Here is a 19,597-nt window from a genome sequence, read left to right as displayed (position 1 = left end):
AATACATGTATAGACAAATCCTTGTTCCCGTTGATCTTAACGACAAAGGCTTTTCTGATAAAGCCGTCGAGCTAGCGGTGTGGCACGCGAAACACAGCAATGCTGAAATCCACATTCTGAACGTACTACCGGGCATTCACATGTCGATGGTTGCGTCTTACTTCCCAAAAGATGCGGCGAACCAAATGAAGCTTGATGTTAAAAATCAGCTGAAAGAGTTTGCTGATAAGCACATTGACGATGAAGTGGTGTATAAGGTTCACGTTGCCGAAGGCAAGACCTACACAACGATTCTAGATTACGCAGAAAAACTGGGGGCTGACCTTATTGTGATGCCTAGCCATAAACGTTCGAAAATCGACAAAGTGGTACTTGGTTCTGTTGCGAGCAAAGTGGTACAGAACTCACCAATCAATGTATTGGTAGTTAAGCCGCAAGGCTAAATCACTTAATCGACACAACGATCTAAAAAGGTTGGCCTAAAAGCCAGCCTTTTTTGTTTTTAACTCACGCCGTTTAACTAACCATTTAGCTGACTAAATTTTGCGGATGACCTGCGACAAAGCCATCTATGTTATCGATTAAGATATCAGACAGTTTTTGAATGGAACTGTCACTGCCCCATGCGACGTGAGGTGTTAACAGTAAATTGGGTAAATGACTGTTAGCTAATAGTGGGTTTGAGTTGTCTGCTGGCTCTTGTGTAAATACATCCATACCTGCGCCGGCAATCTCATTACTTTTCAAAGCTTCAACCAAGGCTTGTTCATCGACCAATCCACCACGGCCAGCATTAATTAACACCGCACTTGGTTTCATCATTGCTAGCTCACGCTCTGAAATCAGGTTTCGGGTCGCATCAGTCAATGGACAATGCAGGCTGATCGCATCCGCTTGCTTTAAAACAGTTTCAAAAGGCAAATAGCCTTCTCGACAACAGTCTGCCCCTTTACGCTCAGCAAAGATGACGTTTATACCAATAGCTTTTGCCAGAATCGCGGTCGCTTGCCCTAAACTTCCACTACCGATCAAACCTAATGTGCTGCCTGCAATATCTTGGATCGGATGTGTAAAGAAACAAAACTGCTTATCCTTTTGCCACTCTCCCGCTTCAATATCTTGATGATAGCCGACAAGGTTTCTCTTTAACGTAAACAACATTGCAATCACATGCTCAGGCACTGATTGAGTCGCGTAGCCCTGTACGTTAGCCACCGCGATATTGTTACCCTTGCAATAGTCGACATCGACATTGTTGACGCCAGTCGCTGACACAGCGATCAACTTGAGTTGTTGTGCTTGACCTAAATTATCAGCGTTAAGCACAACCTTATTGGTGATAACAACATCCGCTCTCGCAATACGCTCTGCAACTAGCTCTGGAGCAGTAAAATCATACTCCATCCACTGATGTTCAAAGCTGAGAGGTTTTAAATGAATTTGAGGTGGGATGGTGGCTCTGTCGAGAAAAACCACTTTCAACTTCGACATTGTACGTCCTTGAATTGGTATTGGTGGCACCATTCTAAGCTTTTAGCTTACCGTAGTCTGGAAGCTCTGGCGCAATTTCAAAGTGCTGTTCGATTTGCGGAGATGCTTGAGGATAAAACTCGCATGGAACAAAAGCTTTGAATAACTGATCATTAGCCGGATGATAAAAACTCAGTTCACACGCGTGCAGAGCTAACCTATCGCTATAGTTAAACGCATCTGGCGTTGCATAAAACTCGTCGCCCACAATTGGGTTCCCTATTTCCATACAATGCACACGTAACTGATGAGAGCGGCCAGTAATCGGCAGTAACTTCAACAAGGTGGTTTGAGTCTCTTGTTGCTCCACCACATAACGAGTCTGTGATGGTTTACCGTCCTCGAAACACACTTTCTGCTTCGGGCGATTCGTCCAATCGCAAAGAAGAGGAAGGTCAATCAATCCCTCTTTCTTTTCAACTGAACCCCATACCCGTGCGTAATAGAGTTTGTGAGTCAGTCGATATTGAAATTGCTTCTTCAGATGTCGCTCTGCTGGTTTATGTTTAGCGAGCAGCATCAAGCCCGATGTCGACATGTCCAATCGATGCACGACTTGAATCTCCGGAAATTCGACAACTAACCGACTCCACATACTATCGTAATGTTCTGGCAATCTTCCCGGCACTGAAAGTAGGCCAGCAGGCTTGTTCACCACAAGAATATCGTCATCTTGATAGACAATATCAATCCACGGTTCACGTGGTGGTGTGTACTGTTCTAACGCCATTGAAGCCTCTTAATTACTAGTGAATAAATAATTTGCGGTTGATTTGTTTATTATTAAATACAATTTCCAATATTTTTGTACATAAAAGTTGACGACTTTACGAAACATGGTATTGATAGAGTAACGGAAAATAAGAAGTCAGCATCAAAGGAAAAATGATGGAAAGTACGGTTAAAACCACCAACACAAAAACACCAGCCTCAGCTCCCCTATCAAGCTTAATCAAGTCCCTTGGCCCAGGTATTATGATGGCCGCAGCGGCTGTAGGTGGATCTCACTTAGTCGCCTCAACCAAGGCTGGGGCGATTTATGGTTGGCAGCTTGCCGCACTTATTATCCTGGTAAACATATTTAAGTACCCATTCTTCAGAGCTGGTATCCAATATACTCTTGGCACAGGGCAAAGTTTGGTGGAAGGATACTCTAACCTTGGCCGACCTTACCTTGTTACCTTTTCGATACTGAGTGCCATTTCCGCCGTGGTAAATACTGCAGCACTACTGTTATTTAGTGCAAGCCTACTTAGCTACTTTGTTCCTTTCGAATTAGCCACCAGCACATTGTGCATGATCGTTTTAGCGACCTGTTTGATCATTCTTTTTGCTGGCCATTATCGCGCGCTCGATACACTATCTAAAGCGATCATGGCGATCCTTACCATCACAACCTTAGCTGCCGTTGCGATTGCTATTGGCTCTCCCGTTGAACCGGATGCTGCTTTTGTTCCACCATCACCTTGGTCATTAGCTGCTATTGGCTTTATCGTGGTGACCATGGGTTGGATGCCTGCGCCTATCGAGATTTCAAGCATCACCTCTATGTGGCTAAAAAGCCAAAAAGAGAAACAGGAAGTCACTGCTCAATCTGCCTTATTCGATTTCAACGTCGGCTACATTGGAACTGCACTGCTTGCTTTGGTATTTGTCGCTTTGGGTGCTCTAGTGCTTCACGGTTCAGGCGTGGAACTGTCTCGCTCTGGTGTTGGCTTTACTCACCAGCTAGTTAGTATTTATGCTTCTACGATTGGTGAATGGTCTCGTCCACTGATTGCGATCGTCGCTTTCTTCTGTATCTTTGGCAGTACCATTACCGTTATCGATGGCTACTCACGTGTGCTTGCTGAATCACAGCGTCTGTTACTCAACAAAGAATCGAGCCCACGCATGCTGCAAGGTTGGATCATCATTGTCTCTATCTCGGCCCTAGCGATTGTGATGTTCTTTAGCGCTGCATTGATGCCAATGCTTGATTTTGCAATGGTACTCGCCTTTGCGACTACGCCATTCTTCGCACTACTTAACTTCATCTTAGTAAACAAGGCTAAACTTCCAGAAGCACTAGCAATTGGCAGCAAGCTAAAATGGTTGTCTGTCGCGGGTCTTGTTTACCTATTTGGTTTCTTAGCAGTATTTGTTTGGTGGAAGTGGTTGATGTAATTCCTCAGCCGATACATCTTTCAACAACCAATACAGCTTTCAAACGCTAGATAAAAATAAGGCCTTCATGATGAAGGCCTTATTTCGTTGAAGCGTTTAACTAGTGCAAAACTAGTTGTGAGAAACCACAATCAAGCGTAATGAATCTAGCTGAACCTGAGCTTTGCTGATGTAACCGGTTAGTTCATTGATTTGAGCTTCGATTACCTCTAGCTCTTCATCACGAATGTTAGGGTTCACGGCTTTAAGTGCTTGTAGACGCTCTAATTCACCGTTTAGATTAGTCTGCATGTCTCGTTGAGCTTGTTGACGCACTTCTTCCACTTTAGGAAGTACGTGCGTCTCACCCGCTTCGATTAGCTTGTGAATCTCACCTTGTACCGAGTTAACTAGCTTGCTCGCTAAGTGACGGTTTACAGGGCTTAATTGACGGTTAAAGCTGTCGAACTCGACCTGAGCTGATAAGTCATTACCACGGCCATCCATCATTAAACGAATTGGCGTCTTAGGTAAGAACTGGCTGATACCGCTGCGTTTCGGCGCTTGCGCATCGACAAGGTAAACCAACTCAAGCAGGATAGTACCCACAGGCAGCGCTTTGTTTTTCAGTAGCGATACCGCTGATGCACCAACACCCTCGCTCAGTAGCAGATCAATACCGCCCTGAATCATTGGGTGTTCCCAGCTAATAAAGTTCATGTCTTCACGAGAAAGCGCAGTATCACGATCAAACGTGATAGTTGCGCCTTCGTATGGTAAGCCTGGGTAGCTTGGCACCATCATGTGCTCAGATGGCGTTACAACCAGTGCATTTTCACCCTTGTCATCTTGGTTCAAACCAATCGTATCGAACAGGCTCAGTGCGAAAGTCACTAGATTAGTATCACCGTCAGTCGACGCGATCTTTTCTGCAATTTCATGCGCTTTATCGCCGCCGTTTGAATGCATTTCTAATAGGCGATCTCGGCCTTTTTCTAGATCTGATTTAAGGCTTTGGTTTAGCTTGGCAGACTCCTCAATCACTTCATCAAGTTGCTCGGTGTTACCAGAAGCTAGCATCTCGATAAGAACATCTGAGTACTTGTCGTAAACTGTGCGACCTGTAGGGCACGTCTCTGCAAATGCGTTCAGACCTTCATCGAACCAACGCGCTAGAATCGCCTGTGATGTACCTTTTAGATAAGGAATATGAATGTCGATATCACGCAGCTGACCAATACGATCCAAACGACCAATACGTTGCTCAAGCAAGTCTGGGTTGAATGGTAGATCAAACATCACTAATTGGTTAGCGAACTGGAAGTTACGACCTTCAGAGCCGATTTCACTACAAATAAGAACCTGAGCGCCGCCCTCTTCTTGAGCAAAGTAAGCCGCAGCTTTATCACGCTCTAGAATCGACATGCCTTCGTGGAATACCGTTGCACGTACACCTTCACGCTCACGCAGTGCTTGCTCTAATTGAAGTGCAGTACTTGCACGAGAAGCGATCACTAGGATCTTTTCGCTGCGCTTGTCTTGAATCTTTTCAATCAACCAGTTAACGCGTGAATCGAACTGCCACCAGCTTGAGTCTTCACCTTCAAACTCTTGGAAGATCTCTTCTGGGTACAGCATCTTCATCGCACGAGCTTCTGGTGCCATCTTGCCGCCGATCATGCCCGATACACGCATCGAGGTTGTGTACTGCGTTGGAATGTCCATCGGCAGTAGGTTTACATTACGCTTAGGGAAGCCTTTGATGGCAGCACGCGTGTTTCTAAATAGAACACGACCTGTACCGTGGCGATCCATAAGGTTATCAATCAATTCTTGGCGAGCTAGCGCTTGCTCTTCTTCGCTGCTATCGCCTTCGATGACGCGGAATAGAGGCTCAACATCTTGCTCAGACAGAAGCTCTGTAATCTGGTTCTTCGCGCTATTTTCAAGCTTCACGCCAGAAAACAGTGCCGTTACTGCATCAGCAACAGGCGCGTATTGGTCTTCTTCTTCAACGAATGCTTCGTAATCGTAGAAGCGGTCAGGATCAAGCAGACGCAGACGCGCAAAGTGACTCTCACGACCCAACTGTTCAGGGGTTGCTGTCAGCAGCAAGACGCCAGAGGTGTTTTCAGCTAAGCCTTCAACCACTTGGTATTCACGGCTTGGCTTATCTTGGCTCCACTCAAGGTGGTGTGCTTCATCGACAACCAACAGATCCCACTCACCTTCAAGAGCTTGCTCGTAGCGCTTGCGGCTCTTACGTAGGAAGTCCAAAGAACACAAAACGTATTGCTGGGTATCAAATGGGTTGTCTGATTCAGCAAACGCTTCGATACAACGCTCTTCGTCAAAGATAGAGAAGTGCAGATTGAAACGACGCATCATCTCTACTAACCATTGATGTTGTAGCGTTTCAGGAACCACAATAAGAATACGTTCAGCACGGCCAGACAGCACCTGTTGGTGGATGATCATGCCCGCTTCGATGGTTTTACCTAGGCCAACTTCATCGGCCAGTAAAACACGCGGAGCGTGACGACGCCCCACTTCATGAGCGATGTATAGCTGATGAGGGATTAAGCCAGCACGCATACCACACAAGCCACGCATAGGGCTCTTGTGTTGTTGGTACTGGTTGCTCAGCGCGCGGTAACGCAACACAAAGTTGTCCATACGGTCGATTTGACCCGCGTACAGTTTATCTTGTGGCTTGTTAAATCGGATCTGGTTGCTTAAGAAGATTTCACGCAGAGTGACTTCTGTTTCTTGGGTATCTTCGCGAGTACCTAAGTAGGTTAGCAGCCCTTTGTCTTCGATAACTTCTTCGACAGACAGAGACCAACCTTCTTGGCATTCGATGACATCGCCTACATTAAACGTTACTCGGGTTACGGGAGCATCAGTACGTGCATAAACACGGTTTTCTTCTGACGCTGCAAACATTAGTGTCACTGTGCGAGCATCCATTGCTACAACGGTACCTAAACCTAAATCGCTCTCCGTATCGCTTATCCAGCGTTGCCCCAAAGCAAATGTCATGAATCGACTACCTCAATCTTATAGTTGGAATTTGGTCTTTTTAACTGCAGTTTCAAACAAGAACGTTCTCGCTCCTGAACTAAAAATATAGCCAAAAATGCCTAGTTTGCAGCCACTTTTTAAGTGCGCTCTCAATAATAAATATCTCGAGAAAATGGTGCAGAAAAAGGTCGCTAATCTTACTCGATGCTGTGATTTAGGTCACGCCTAAAGGAGATGATTTCGTGCTTTTTTTCTGTTTTCGCCAGTGCAATCAAACTGTCAAAAATTCATGGTTAATCTATAGGTAGCAGATTGCCGCTCTCAAACGAATACGCCATATTCACTCATCACAATATGGCGCTGTTCCTCTAGATGAAGTTTAGGTGAGTAGTTGACTATCACCAGAATCAGATACTAATCTTTATATGAGCTTTATCTACGTTCAATCGATGCAAAGCAAGCCGTACTACGGCAAGGAGATGCTATGGGCGAGACCAACCGGAAGCTATTTGTTTTAGACACCAATATCCTACTTCACGAACCCTTCGCTATATTTTCTTTCCAAGAGCACGATGTCGTTATCCCCATGACAGTGCTAGAAGAACTCGACAGAATTAAAGACAGTAAAAGAGACGTTGCTCGAGATGCGAGAATTGCGATTCGAACGCTCGAAGACCTGTTCAGGGAAGCCACACCAGATCAAATATCGGAAGGCATCCCTTTTTCTAAAGACATAAACGCATCTGGCAGTATTTCAATACTCGCTGATTACGAACTTCAAGAAAGCATCAAAGCCTTCGCCGATGACAAGGCAGGCGATAACCGAATCCTCAACGCCGTCCTCTATCTTCAAAATAAACGCGCGCCGCGCGAAGTGGTTCTTATTACCAAAGACATCAACATGCGTTTGCGAGCCAAAGGAGCCGGTGTCCGTTTTGTTGAGGACTATCAAACCGACCAACTGATTGATGATATCCAATACCTCACCAAAGGCTTCCAACAACTGGAAGGCGCATTTTGGGATTGTATCGATAATGTCGAGAGCAGAAGTTTAGGCGGAAAGACGCTGCACACCTTAGCAAGAACGCCGTTCGAGCCCACTTTCCTCAATCAATATGTGATTGACGAGGAGAGTGACTTTGCGGCTCGAGTCGAAGAAATTGAGCCGGAAAGCATTACCCTGAGAGACCTCAGCCGCGAAAGACTGATGAATCGCAGGGCATGGGACATCACACCAAAGAACGTCTATCAAGGCATGGCGATTGATGCCTTACTTGATCCCGATATTGATTTGGTGATTTTAACTGGTGCTGCGGGGAGCGGGAAAACCTTGCTTGCCATGGCAGCCGCTCTTGAACAAACCATTGAGCGCAAACATTTCGATAAGATCATCGTAACCCGAAACACACCGGACATCGGTGAATCCATTGGTTTCCTTCCCGGAACCGAGGAAGAGAAAATGTTACCTTGGTTAGCTGCAGTGACCGATACACTCGAGGCGCTGCACAAGAATGATCACTGTACCGAAGGGTCGATGAAATACATCTGCGATAAAGCCAATATCCAGTTCAAATCCATCAACTTCATGCGTGGCCGCTCGATCCAGAATGCGTTTGTACTTCTGGATGAGTGTCAGAACCTCACCGCGTCTCAAATCAAAACCATCATCACCCGTTGTGGTGAAGGTACCAAGATCGTCTGTTCAGGAAACCTGGCTCAGATAGATTCTTCCTACTTAACCCCTGTGACGTCAGGCCTCACCTACATGGTCGAGCGTTTTAAAAACTTCGAAGGCAGTGCCAATATCCACCTTAATGGTGTGGTACGTAGCCGACTGGCAGAGTTTGCTGAAGAGAACATGTAGACAGTTATGTTTGTTCACTGAATCAGTAACCTAAAAACAAAAAAGCGCCTCACATTGGAGGCGCTTTCAATCTATTTTATGACGAGAGTTTTTGAAGCTAACTCGTGCTGCTAACCTAAATTACTCAGTACCACCAACCGTTAGAGAGTCTAGTTTCAATGTTGGCTGACCAACACCTACAGGTACGCTTTGACCAGCCTTACCACATACACCAACACCGCGGTCGATGCTTAGGTCGTTACCAACCATAGATACTTGCTGCATTGCCTCGATACCAGAACCTATTAGCGTTGCGCCCTTCACTGGATGAGTGATCTTACCGTTTTCAATCATGTACGCTTCAGAAGCTGAAAATACAAACTTACCTGAAGTAATATCAACCTGGCCGCCACCGAAGTTCGGTGCGTAGATACCTTTCTCAACCGTCGCGATGATCTCTTCCGGCGTGTGTTCGCCCGGTAGCATGTATGTATTCGTCATACGTGGCATTGGAAGGTGCGCGTATGACTCACGACGACCATTACCTGTCGGTGCTACACCCATTAGACGAGCGTTCAACTTATCTTGCATGTAACCCTTTAGGATTCCGTTTTCGATTAGCGTATTGTACTGACCGTTAACACCTTCATCATCGACGTTCAATGAACCGCGTAGATCCGTTAATGTGCCGTCATCGACAATCGTACATAGGCTTGAAGTTACTTGCTCACCAACTTTGCCAGAGAATACTGACGACTCTTTACGGTTGAAATCACCTTCTAAACCATGGCCTACCGCTTCATGCAGCAAAACGCCCGGCCAGCCAGAACCAAGAACTACAGGCATTGCACCAGCAGGCGCAGCCACCGCTTCAAGGTTAACTAATGCTTGGCGAATCGCTTCATCCGCAAACTGATAAGCTACTTGAGTGCCTTTGTCATCACTTAAGAAGAAGTCATAACCAAAACGGCCACCACCACCAGCGCTACCACGCTCACGACGATCACCCTTCTGTGCCAGTACGCTAATAGATAGACGAACCAGCGGACGAATATCGCCAGCGTAAGTTCCATCAGTCGCAGCAACCAACATCTGCTCATGCACACCACTTAGGCTCACCGATACTTCCGTCACCATAGGTTCTTTAGTGCGAATGTAAGCATCTAATGATTTGAGTAATTCTGTTTTCTGCTGTTTTTCCCAGCTCGCTAGCGGGTTAACTGCATCATAGTAAGCTTGATTAGAGTTGCGTTTGAACGCTTGAACCTTGCCGTTTTGACCTTGTTTAGCGATACCGCGAGCCGCAATTGCGCTCTGCTTAAGACCATCCAATTGAATTTGGTCAGAGTAAGCAAAACCGGTCTTTTCGCCAGATACGGCACGAACGCCAACACCGCAATCGATATTGAAAGAGCCGTCTTTAATAATGCTGTCTTCTAGCACCAAAGATTCGTGCCAGCTTGACTGAAAGTAGATATCAGCATAATCAATTTGGCGGGTAGCAATGCTCGCCAATGTATCTGCGATATTTTGCTCCGTAAGCCCTGTCGGGTTCAGTAGCGCTTCTTCAATTTGATTAATGCTCATAGATGGCTCTTGTTTGTAATTAAAATTGATTGGTGAATCGAGAGTGTTGCGTGATTGGCATATTTTGCCTAATTGACTCGCAACTGGATATGTCTATCTCAACCACCATACTTTTAGGGTCTTGGTCTAACTGTGCGACTACTCGTCCCCAGGGATCAACCACCATAGAGTGTCCCCATGTCTCTCTTTGGCAAGGGTGCTTACCACCTTGCCCCACCGCGACAATCCACGATTGTGTTTCAATGGCGCGGCATCTTAACAGTGCTTCCCAGTGCGCTTGACCGGTTACAGCGGTGAACGCTGCAGGTACAACCATGATTTGTGCACCTTGCTTACGTAACTCTGAATACAAGTGAGGAAAGCGCACATCATAACAAATACTCAAACCTAAGCGACCAAAAGGCGTTTCCGTTGTCACAACTCGGTCACCTGGTGTGAAAATATCCGACTCTCGATAACACTTATGCGCATCGGCGACATCCACATCAAACATATGCAGCTTATCGTAATGAGCGACTAAACCACCAAAATCATCAATCACCAAGGTTGTGGTAGTCACACCTTTAGCTGTGCTTATCGGCATACTACCAATAACGATCCAAATTCGGTGAAGCTTTGCTAGCTCAGAAATTTTCTTTTGCAAAGGTCCATCATTTAAAGGCTCAGCATAGTGGTGATAGTCAGCTTTACTGCCAAAAACTAATGCGTTTTCAGGGCAAACGACCCACTTAGCGCCTAGCTCTTTGCACTTAACTATCTCTTGAGCGAGATAATCGAGATTGCTTTCAGGATCAGGGCCTGAAGTCATTTGAATCAATCCAACACAATCCATGTGTACCGCTTCTCCATTTATTATGATTCAGAATTTTAATTTTAGTCGTATATTAACCCACTAGTGTCTAACAACTATTCAGCCAATTTTCGGAGTTTCTCTGGAAGCTGGAATTCACCAGAGCTACGAGAAAGCTCACTCACCGTTGGTGAATCCAGAGGGCCTTTCACCGAATAGTTAACCTGAGTAAAGACCTCAACAACCGGTGAAATAACCGTGGTTACCGCCAATACGTACAGCGCCGTTTGAGGAGTTACCGCAAAGGCCGTTAATACTGGAATACCTGAGGTAATATCTGGGGTAAAGTTCACCTCAGCATCAACCTGTCGTGTGTTGAGGTTAGCGATACCTTTGATCTTCATTTCACCAGCCACCGCATCCATATTGAGGTCGTTAGTCAGGAAGATACCATTTTGAATCTCACCCGTTCCTGTGATGCTGTTGAATGCCATGCCTTTATCAAACACATCTGAGAAATCGAGCTGCATCTTACGGATGATCGAATCTAGGCTAAACAGACCAAGCAAGCGAGCCGCACCGCTCACATCCGAGATAATACCTTTACCAAACTTGGTTTTAACGTTGCCATCAAGGGTGTCCATTTTGATCCCCCAAGGCGAACCATCCCAGTTCAGTTGACCTTCTAGCGCGAATGGCGCTTTTTGAATCCCAGAAGTAATGCCGAAGCGCTCCATTAACTCACTGTTGTTTTCACCCTCAACGTCAACGGCTAGCGATGAATGACTCTTGTCACCTTGCAATTCCCACCAGCCGCTAACATCTGCTTTGTTACCACCGCTTCGAACCTGAATCTTGTTCCACTCAATACGATCTGCGTTCCTAGTCATTTCAACATCGACCTTGCCAACCTTATAGCCTTGCAGCCAAAAATCGTTCAGGGTCAGCTTCAGGTTCGGCATCACATCGTGGATCTTCCTATCTAGCTCAGAGATCAATGGCGCTTCTTGTGCTTTACGTTGCAGCAGTTGTTCTTGATTTTTCTTGTCGCTCCATTCAGGAACGAACAGATGTAGACGATCCAGTGAAACGGTCAAATCGTAAGGTGGCAGGTAATTAATATCCCCTTCGAGCTCTTGGCTAGAGACTTCCATTTGCCACGCTTGCTTGTTCTTGCGGGCGCTAAAATCGACATCATTCCAAGATATCCCCCCCAAGATCAGCTCTTTACTCTCAAAGGTAATACGGCTTGGTGCTGGAATGGTTGGCGTGTTCATTTGGCTAAGCACAGCATTAGATGGCTGCACTGGTTCCATTACAACCGATAACCAATCATCAGCATTGAATTTGTCAGTACGAATCAACGCATGATGACCAACAACAGGACTAATTTTGTAGCCACCACGGCCCAGAACTAAATTAGTCGCCGTTAACTCAGGAACGTCACCTGTAATATCAATCTCAGCTTGGTACTTAGTGTTCGGCAATTGCAGACGCGTGGTAATCGCTTCTTGATTGCCCGATGCTTGTAGCCTTGCCGCCCCACTTTCTAGTGATTTTTTCGCCAGTGGATACGGGTAATCGCTCGCCAGATATTTAAGATCAGACTGTAAATCAAGTTGGTAAGTAAATCCGATATCATTAAGTTGGATATCAATCTGGCTCTGCCATTGCGCATGGCCTGACAAGCGACTTAACCACTGCTCACCAATGTAAGGTTCTAGAGGCTTAACATCCCAATCACCTAACACATCGATATCAACAGCATAGCCAGGGCCATCATTCTGACCTTTAAAGTCGAGTGATATACCTTGCTTAAGTAAATCAGCGGCGAGGCCATTTGCCGTCACTACATCATTATCAAACTCGATACGGCCCGTGGTGTTCTCAAGCACCATTGGCGGCGCTTCAATCTCAACATGGTTGCCACTAAGGTCAGCATAACCCCATGCTCTTGCTTCTTTTTCAGAATCAAACGGGATATTGAGCTGGAACTCGGAAGAGACATCACCACTCACTTGAAGTGCGGTTAACGCTGCGCCCACTGAGTCAACCAGTGGCGAAGCCGTCATATAATCACGCACAGCATTGCCAGACGCCGTTGCCTTCGCTTCAATCTCAATATGGCCGCCTTCCCCTAGATAAGGAATACGTCCAGTGATCCGGTCGGCTGTCACATCCATCAGCTGTGCTGAGCGAGAATCTAGATGCATTGCATCATTTTCAAATAACAGATCAAGCTGAAGGTCAGTAATCAGTGGCCACGCGGTGTCGAAACTGAATTTAGCGTCTTCTAATCCGACCCAAACTTGGAAAATACCATCATGGTTGGTGTATGGATATTGAGATAAATCACCATGCCACAACAGTTTTACGGTATCCGCTTTACCCGCTTGAATCGCAGTAGAAAGGTAGTCTGTCAGATCTTGCCCAAGAGCCAGCGTAGGTAAATAACGCCATGTTTCACCGACATTGTAAGCGTCCGCTTCACCGTAGAAAGATAAGAATGGGCTCGCATCCTTTGGGAAGTCCAAACGGAATGCGCCTAGTACTTGTAAATCTGGCGTTGCTGCCGTGATTTTATCCGACCACAGTTTCCAGCCACTCTCATCTTGTTGCCAAACAATATCAACCTGACCCTGTTTGATATTCAGAGGCGCTTGAAAAACATCGCCATAAGGAAACACATCGTCAATAACGTGAAGGCTGGCTTTCGCTTCCGAAGCCGAACCAAACACACTACCTGATACTTGACTAAAGCCGGGGACTAACTCCCACTGCTCAATCGCCAGCTCAGAAAAACTGGCAGAGTAACGCAGGCTCTCAATGTCTGCCCCCATAGATACGCGAATATCAGAGACAGAACCACCCGGCGCCAATACGTTGATCATTTTGGTTGATTGTTCAGAGTCAGGCAGCAGCTTGATCAACGGCGTAATTGTCTCAATGTTTAATTCAGAGACATTGAGCTCCCAGGGACCTTGGTTCCACTTGAACGCAATGTCGAGTTCAGGCCAAGGTGTATCGTCTGTTCTAAGGTTTAGTGAGTGGCCATTTACTTGCCAACCATCATCAATAGGAGACAACTTAAAGATACCTGACTCAAGCATCAGGTCATGCTTGCCATCTTCGTTCCAAGTCAATTCCGAAGGCAGAACTTCAACATAAGCGCTCACAGGTTTGCTATTACGCAGTGTTAGCCAGCTATTCAAGCTCACAGTGCCCGTCTCAATACCGGATTCCGCCTGCATATAACGAGTTAACCAAGGCTTTACTGAAATCCTGTCCGCACTGACATAAAACTCGCCCGTCATATCCGTTAACGAGCCGCCATCAACAAAGTTAGCGCTCACTGACAATGAGTTTAGATTGGCATCTTTGATACTTACCACGCCTTCCGCAAGATGATGCTTACCAGAGTTTTGCCATTTCAGAGTTTCGATATCAAGCTGACGTTCTTCATCAGAGATAGTGCGATACAAAAGAGAGGAATCTTTAGCGGTCACATCCACCAAAGTTTTCAGCAGTAAATTATCGAGCTCTTGTATCACTCGCTTGGAAGAACCGGGATCTTTAGGTTCGTCTTTGCCATTTTGTCCGGCAAACAGATCAATAGAGCGGATATCAAGATACATTTTATTCATGACCAAATCGGCCACAACCGGACGCATCTGTACGACCGATTGAATCAAGTCAAACTCGACTTCAACACGCTCGACAGAAAAGGTCACATCTTCTGCATTAGGAAGGCTGGCTTTAACGCCTTGCAGAGCAATAGAGGGGTGAGTGTTACGCCAAAAACCGCCCACGTCTTGAATCGAAAAATCAAAACCGGAATGTTGGTTTACCCAAAGCTCAATTTCAGATTGATACTTATTTAAATTGGGTAAGGCTACACGCAGTGTAGTTACGGCAATGGCTAGCGTTACTAAGAAAGTAACCACTAACCATAAACATGCACGTAGAATCAGAGTAACGCTTGAGCTCACAAAATTTCCATTACATCATAACAACATCAAACTGCTCTTGTATGTACAGAGGCTCAGCCTGGATTTTAACTTGCTTACCAATAAACACTTCAAGCTCAGCAAGCGCATGAGATTCATCGCCCTCTAACGCCTCAGCCACGGCAGCTGCCGCATAGACCACAAATTTATCGGCGTCGTACGCACGATTCACTCGCGTGATCTCCCGAAGAATTTCATAACAAACGGTTTCAACTGTCTTCACACTGCCGCGACCTTCACAAGCAGGACAGCTAGAACACAGGATATGCTCGATACTTTCACGAGTACGTTTACGAGTCATCTCAACCAAACCAAGCTGCGTGAAGCCATTAATATTGGTTTTTACACGGTCTTTGTCGAGCGCAGCCTCTAAAGAAGTTAGTACTCGCTTACGATGTTCCTCAGACAACATATCAATAAAGTCGATAATGATAATGCCACCTAAGTTACGCAAACGCAGCTGGCGAGCAATCGCCTGAGTTGCTTCTACGTTGGTGTTGAAAATCGTCTCTTCTAAATTACGGCGACCAACAAACGCGCCAGTGTTGATATCAACCGTGGTCATCGCTTCAGTTTGGTCGATAATCAGATACCCACCAGACTTTAATTCAACTTTACGATCCAATGAACGCTGAATTTCGTTCTCGGTATCGTACATATCAAAGATAGGCTTATCACCTTCATACAGCTCAAGCTTGTCTGTTAGCTCTGGCACGTATTCAGAGGTAAACTCTTTTAGGTTTTCATATTCTAGGCGAGAATCGACCTGAATCTTGCTCAGCTCAGTACCGACAAAATCACGCAAGATACGTTGACTTAAGCAAAGCTCACCATACAAGCGAGTACGCGCTTTGTGCTTACCACGACGCTCTAATACTTTTAGCCACAGTCGCTTTAAGAAGGCGGCATCTTGTGCCAACTCATTTGAGTCTGCACCTTCTGCTGCGGTACGGATGATGAAGCCACCGTGTTCGTCACAGTAACGAGACACAACTTTTTTAAGACGGTTGCGTTCAGACTCGCTGTCGATACGTTGAGATACACCAACATGACTTGCGCCCGGCATAAATACCAGATAACGAGACGGTAGAGTGATATCAGTCGTTAAGCGGGCACCTTTAGTACCAAGAGGGTCTTTGACCACTTGCACCACAATGTCTTGCCCTTGGCGAACAAGTTCTGAAATGTCACGAACTTGAAACTGCTTCTTTTCATTTTCAGCAACACATTCAGTGTGTGGAACAATATCAGAGGCGTGTAAAAAAGCTGCTTTCTCAAGGCCTATATCGACAAAAGCCGCCTGCATTCCAGGAAGAACACGGCTTACACGTCCTTTATAGATATTTCCTACGATACCGCGTCGAGCATCTCGTTCGACATGGATCTCTTGAAGAGCCCCCCCCTCAATCATGGCCACACGAGTTTCACTCGGGGTCACGTTCAGCAACAATTCAGCACTCATGGTGCACCTCAGATTAGTAATTATAAGAATTCTTGCAGTAGCTGATCCGTTTCAAATAAAGGTAAGCCGACAACGGCATAATAACTACCTTCGATTCGGGTAACGAAGCGTCCGCCCAAACCTTGGATCCCATAGCTACCGGCTTTATCGCATGGCTCCCCTGTTTGCCAGTATTGTTCTATTTCTTTTTCACTGAGGGGTTTAAACCATACGTCGGTAATAATGATTTCTGTTCTTTGTTTTTCTTCTGAAACCACAGAAACCGCCGTCATCACTTGGTGACGTTCATTCGCTAACTGAGTAAGCATACGCTTAGAGTCAGCAAAATCGGTGGGCTTCTCAAGCACTTGCCCTTGGCTAACGACGACTGTGTCAGAACCAAGAACGACTATATCAGAGCCATTATCTACAGTATCAGAACTAGGAACGACATGCTGCCTTTCAGAAGGGTTATCTTTTAATAAAGACAATGCCGCTAAGGCTTTATCTAAAGATAGTCGCTTAACATATTCTTCGGCGGTTTCTTGAGCGTGTTTACACTCTTCAACATCGGTTACAAGGACAGAGAACTCATAACCGAGTTGCGATAGTAATTCTTTACGGCGTGGTGAACCGGATGCCAAAACTAAATGTTTCTTTTCCATCGTCACGCTACCTCACATGCCAATGACGACGCACGCGTCTCATTAATAAAAACATCCAAGGCCAAAGTATACAGTTTATCAATGCGCTCCATAGCGATAATGGGTTGAAAACGACATCTTGGATCAAATATTCACCGAAGAAGATCAATACCTCAAACAACACCGTTAACGCAGCAATGATCATCGCTTGCTGCCATAGCGCCATGTTACGAATAACGAGGAAGTTCATCGCAATAATGTACATCACTATCGCCATCATCATACCTCGAATGCCTAGAGTAGAACCGATCAAAAGGTCCCACAATAAGCCTAGAATCAAAGCACTACCTACGTTAACACGATGCGGCAGAGCCAAAACCCAGTAACACGTAACCAGCAGCAACCAAGATGGTCTAAATAGATCTAAGCTACCAGGCCAAGGGATCGTTTGCAGAATAAGTGCTACTAAAAATGAGCAGCCAATTACGACCTTGCTTCTCAAAACACTATTGGCCATCTTCACCCTCTAACAATGCTTGTTCTATGCTGGATTGATCCGCTTGCATCTGTTTATTTTCATCAGGCCATACAAGCAACAAGTATCTGAGCTTATCGAACTCAACCACAGGCTCTGCTTTGATAACGGCGAACTCTCGTTTTGGATCGTAATCAACGGCAGTAACATAGGCGACTGGATAACCTTCTGGATAGACTCCACCAAGACCCGATGTCACCAACAGATCTTCTTCCTGTATATCGGTACTGGTTGGAATGTGCTCTAGCTGGATTTCATCAATCATGCCATTGCCAGAAGCAATCACACGGATGTCATTACGGATAACCTGGACGGGAATCGCATTGTTTGCATCCGTTAGCAGCAAGACTCGGCTATTATGAGCAGCAACAAAAGTCACTTGGCCAACAATACCTTTCTCGTTGATCACCGGCTGACCTTCATACACTCCATCAATCTGACCTTTGTCGATCACGACTTGATGACGATATGGTGAAGTATCTACCGCCATAACTTCTGTAACGACTTTCTTCTCATCACGGATAAACGGAGATCCTAACAGCTTACGAAGGCGCTTGTTTTCTTCTTGATATTGCTCAAGCAGAATCAGCTCGCTCTTCAGTCGCAAGACTTCTCGTTTAATATTATGATTTGATTCGATCAGCCCTTTACGAGTGCTAAAACGGTCGTATACACCGTCAAACATCGTACGAGGAAGGTTAGCTGCATATTGAATTGGGGCAACCATGCTGTTTAATAGATAGCGAACATTTGAGAAAGCATCTAAACGACTATCAGCCAGCATAAGGCTGGCTGATAAAATTACAGCAAAAAACAGGCGCAATTGTAGAGAGGGACCTCTACCAAAAATTGGCTTCATTCTATATTTGGTCCTAGAGCTACATTTGATCCTATAGACAAGGTCCTAGGCTCTTTACATAAAACTAGGTAAGAAAAGAGCCTAACACTAGATATTATTCTTCGCTGAACAGATCGCCGCCGTGCATGTCGATCATCTCTAGAGCTTTACCACCACCTAGAGCAACACACGTTAATGGCTCTTCTGCAACAACAACAGGGATACCTGTTTCTTCTGTTAGCAGACGATCAAGGTCTTTAAGCAGTGCACCACCACCTGTTAGTACCATACCATTTTCTGAGATATCAGAAGCTAGCTCTGGTGGACACTGTTCTAGCGCAACCATTACTGCAGATACGATGCCAGATAGAGGTTCTTGAAGTGCTTCAAGGATTTCATTTGAGTTTAGGCTAAAGCTACGAGGTACACCTTCAGCAAGGTTACGACCACGCACTTCGATCTCTTCTACTTCATCGCCAGGGTAAGCTGAACCGATTTCGTGTTTGATCTTCTCTGCTGTCGCTTCACCGATCAAGCTGCCGTAGTTACGACGAACGTAGTTGATGATCGCTTCATCAAAACGGTCACCGCCGATACGAACAGAAGACGAGTAAACCACACCATTTAGCGAGATAACCGCAACTTCAGTAGTACCACCACCGATATCAACAACCATTGAACCTGTTGGTTCAGAGACACGTAGGCCAGCACCAATCGCTGCAGCCATTGGTTCATCGATTAGATAAACTTCACGAGCACCAGCACCTAGTGCTGATTCACGGATAGCACGACGCTCTACTTGCGTAGAACCACAAGGAACACAAACCAAAACGCGAGGGCTTGGTTTAAGCACACTGTTGTCATGCACTTGTTTAATGAAGTGCTGAAGCATTTTTTCCGTTACGTAAAAGTCGGCGATTACACCGTCTTTCATTGGACGGATCGCTGAGATATTACCAGGCGTACGACCAAGCATTTGCTTAGCAGCGTGACCAACAGCAGCGACACTCTTTGCAGAACCCGCACGATCTTGGCGAATAGCTACAACTGAAGGCTCATCAAGAACAATGCCTTGGCCTTTTACATAAATAAGGGTATTGGCTGTACCTAAATCAATCGATAGGTCGTTTGAAAACATGCCACGAAGTTTTTTAAACATATTCTTCGCTCATCCTGCAAGAATTAGAAGACAAAAATTGCACTAAATGTACCA

At 45.6% G+C, this 19,597-nt stretch carries 14 protein-coding genes; 3 read left to right on the top strand and 11 right to left on the bottom strand.

The annotated features are described in order from the left end of the window. The first annotated feature begins 5 nt into the window (after positions 1–5). Entirely contained in the window at positions 6–443 is a 438-nt protein-coding gene (locus FTW16_RS06420; RefSeq protein WP_010434405.1) for a universal stress protein, read from the top strand. Between the two features lie 85 nt (positions 444–528). Here FTW16_RS06420 and FTW16_RS06415 read toward each other — a convergent pair whose 3' ends face one another. Beyond that, on the bottom strand, positions 529–1,491 hold the full coding sequence (locus FTW16_RS06415) for a D-2-hydroxyacid dehydrogenase (protein WP_146490478.1): 963 nt from the start codon (positions 1,489–1,491) through the stop codon (positions 529–531). A 34-nt stretch (positions 1,492–1,525) separates the two neighbouring features. After that, complete coding sequence (locus FTW16_RS06410) at positions 1,526–2,260, bottom strand: pseudouridine synthase (protein WP_146490477.1); 735 nt, start codon at positions 2,258–2,260, stop codon at positions 1,526–1,528. Positions 2,261–2,418: 158 nt separating this feature from the next. Here FTW16_RS06410 and FTW16_RS06405 point away from each other — a divergent pair, with 158 nt between their 5' ends. Further along, the gene (locus FTW16_RS06405) at positions 2,419–3,696 is read left to right on the top strand and encodes an NRAMP family divalent metal transporter (protein WP_146490476.1); all 1,278 of its coding nucleotides are present in this window, start codon (positions 2,419–2,421) and stop codon (positions 3,694–3,696) included. Positions 3,697–3,807: 111 nt separating this feature from the next. Here FTW16_RS06405 and rapA read toward each other — a convergent pair whose 3' ends face one another. Continuing rightward, entirely contained in the window at positions 3,808–6,717 is a 2,910-nt protein-coding gene (rapA, locus tag FTW16_RS06400; RefSeq protein WP_146490475.1) for an RNA polymerase-associated protein RapA, read from the bottom strand. 466 nt (positions 6,718–7,183) lie between these two features. Between rapA and FTW16_RS06395 the strand changes: the two genes are divergently transcribed. Further along, on the top strand, positions 7,184–8,563 hold the full coding sequence (locus FTW16_RS06395; RefSeq protein ID WP_146490474.1) for a PhoH family protein: 1,380 nt from the start codon (positions 7,184–7,186) through the stop codon (positions 8,561–8,563). A gap of 120 nt (positions 8,564–8,683) precedes the next feature. Here the strand turns inward: FTW16_RS06395 and tldD are convergent, their stop codons facing one another. The 8 genes from tldD to FTW16_RS06355 all read right to left on the bottom strand — a co-directional run bounded on the left by tldD (position 8,684) and on the right by FTW16_RS06355 (position 19,543). Beyond that, positions 8,684–10,129, bottom strand: a complete 1,446-nt coding sequence (gene tldD / locus FTW16_RS06390; RefSeq protein ID WP_017061366.1) for a metalloprotease TldD — start codon at positions 10,127–10,129, stop codon at positions 8,684–8,686. Positions 10,130–10,148: 19 nt separating this feature from the next. Continuing rightward, a complete protein-coding gene (locus FTW16_RS06385; RefSeq protein WP_146490473.1) occupies positions 10,149–10,961 on the bottom strand; it encodes a carbon-nitrogen hydrolase family protein in 813 nt (270 codons plus the stop codon). A 74-nt stretch (positions 10,962–11,035) separates the two neighbouring features. After that, positions 11,036–14,908: a YhdP family protein gene (locus FTW16_RS06380; RefSeq protein ID WP_146490472.1), complete on the bottom strand. Its 3,873-nt coding sequence runs from the start codon at positions 14,906–14,908 to the stop codon at positions 11,036–11,038. Positions 14,909–14,918: 10 nt separating this feature from the next. Continuing rightward, a complete protein-coding gene (rng, locus tag FTW16_RS06375; RefSeq protein WP_017061363.1) occupies positions 14,919–16,388 on the bottom strand; it encodes a ribonuclease G in 1,470 nt (489 codons plus the stop codon). A gap of 20 nt (positions 16,389–16,408) precedes the next feature. Beyond that, a complete protein-coding gene (locus tag FTW16_RS06370) occupies positions 16,409–17,032 on the bottom strand; it encodes a Maf family protein (RefSeq protein ID WP_017062955.1) in 624 nt (207 codons plus the stop codon). Positions 17,033–17,039: 7 nt separating this feature from the next. Next, a complete protein-coding gene (gene mreD / locus FTW16_RS06365; RefSeq protein ID WP_004735926.1) occupies positions 17,040–17,528 on the bottom strand; it encodes a rod shape-determining protein MreD in 489 nt (162 codons plus the stop codon). Continuing rightward, positions 17,518–18,405, bottom strand: a complete 888-nt coding sequence (mreC, locus tag FTW16_RS06360; RefSeq protein ID WP_004735927.1) for a rod shape-determining protein MreC — start codon at positions 18,403–18,405, stop codon at positions 17,518–17,520. The genes mreD and mreC overlap by 11 nt, the downstream gene beginning before the upstream one ends. A gap of 94 nt (positions 18,406–18,499) precedes the next feature. Next, positions 18,500–19,543: a rod shape-determining protein gene (locus FTW16_RS06355; RefSeq protein ID WP_017062957.1), complete on the bottom strand. Its 1,044-nt coding sequence runs from the start codon at positions 19,541–19,543 to the stop codon at positions 18,500–18,502. Positions 19,544–19,597: the final 54 nt, after the last annotated feature.

The sequence above is a fragment of the Vibrio sp. T20 genome (genome assembly GCF_007858795.1).
In the GTDB taxonomy this organism is placed as follows: domain Bacteria; phylum Pseudomonadota; class Gammaproteobacteria; order Enterobacterales; family Vibrionaceae; genus Vibrio; species Vibrio satsumensis.
Note: the sequence above shows the minus strand (reverse complement) of the source record. Positions and strands in the feature narration are given on the sequence as shown.

Coding starts and splice junctions, on each gene's coding strand:
- FTW16_RS06420 (WP_010434405.1), top strand. CDS start 6: ATGTATAGACAAATCCTTGTTCCCGTTGATCTTAACGACAAAGGCTTT.
- FTW16_RS06415 (WP_146490478.1), bottom strand. CDS start 1,491: ATGTCGAAGTTGAAAGTGGTTTTTCTCGACAGAGCCACCATCCCACCT.
- FTW16_RS06410 (WP_146490477.1), bottom strand. CDS start 2,260: ATGGCGTTAGAACAGTACACACCACCACGTGAACCGTGGATTGATATT.
- FTW16_RS06405 (WP_146490476.1), top strand. CDS start 2,419: ATGGAAAGTACGGTTAAAACCACCAACACAAAAACACCAGCCTCAGCT.
- rapA (WP_146490475.1), bottom strand. CDS start 6,717: ATGACATTTGCTTTGGGGCAACGCTGGATAAGCGATACGGAGAGCGAT.
- FTW16_RS06395 (WP_146490474.1), top strand. CDS start 7,184: ATGGGCGAGACCAACCGGAAGCTATTTGTTTTAGACACCAATATCCTA.
- tldD (WP_017061366.1), bottom strand. CDS start 10,129: ATGAGCATTAATCAAATTGAAGAAGCGCTACTGAACCCGACAGGGCTT.
- FTW16_RS06385 (WP_146490473.1), bottom strand. CDS start 10,961: ATGGATTGTGTTGGATTGATTCAAATGACTTCAGGCCCTGATCCTGAA.
- rng (WP_017061363.1), bottom strand. CDS start 16,388: ATGAGTGCTGAATTGTTGCTGAACGTGACCCCGAGTGAAACTCGTGTG.
- FTW16_RS06370 (WP_017062955.1), bottom strand. CDS start 17,032: ATGGAAAAGAAACATTTAGTTTTGGCATCCGGTTCACCACGCCGTAAA.
- mreD (WP_004735926.1), bottom strand. CDS start 17,528: ATGGCCAATAGTGTTTTGAGAAGCAAGGTCGTAATTGGCTGCTCATTT.
- mreC (WP_004735927.1), bottom strand. CDS start 18,405: ATGAAGCCAATTTTTGGTAGAGGTCCCTCTCTACAATTGCGCCTGTTT.
- FTW16_RS06355 (WP_017062957.1), bottom strand. CDS start 19,543: ATGTTTAAAAAACTTCGTGGCATGTTTTCAAACGACCTATCGATTGAT.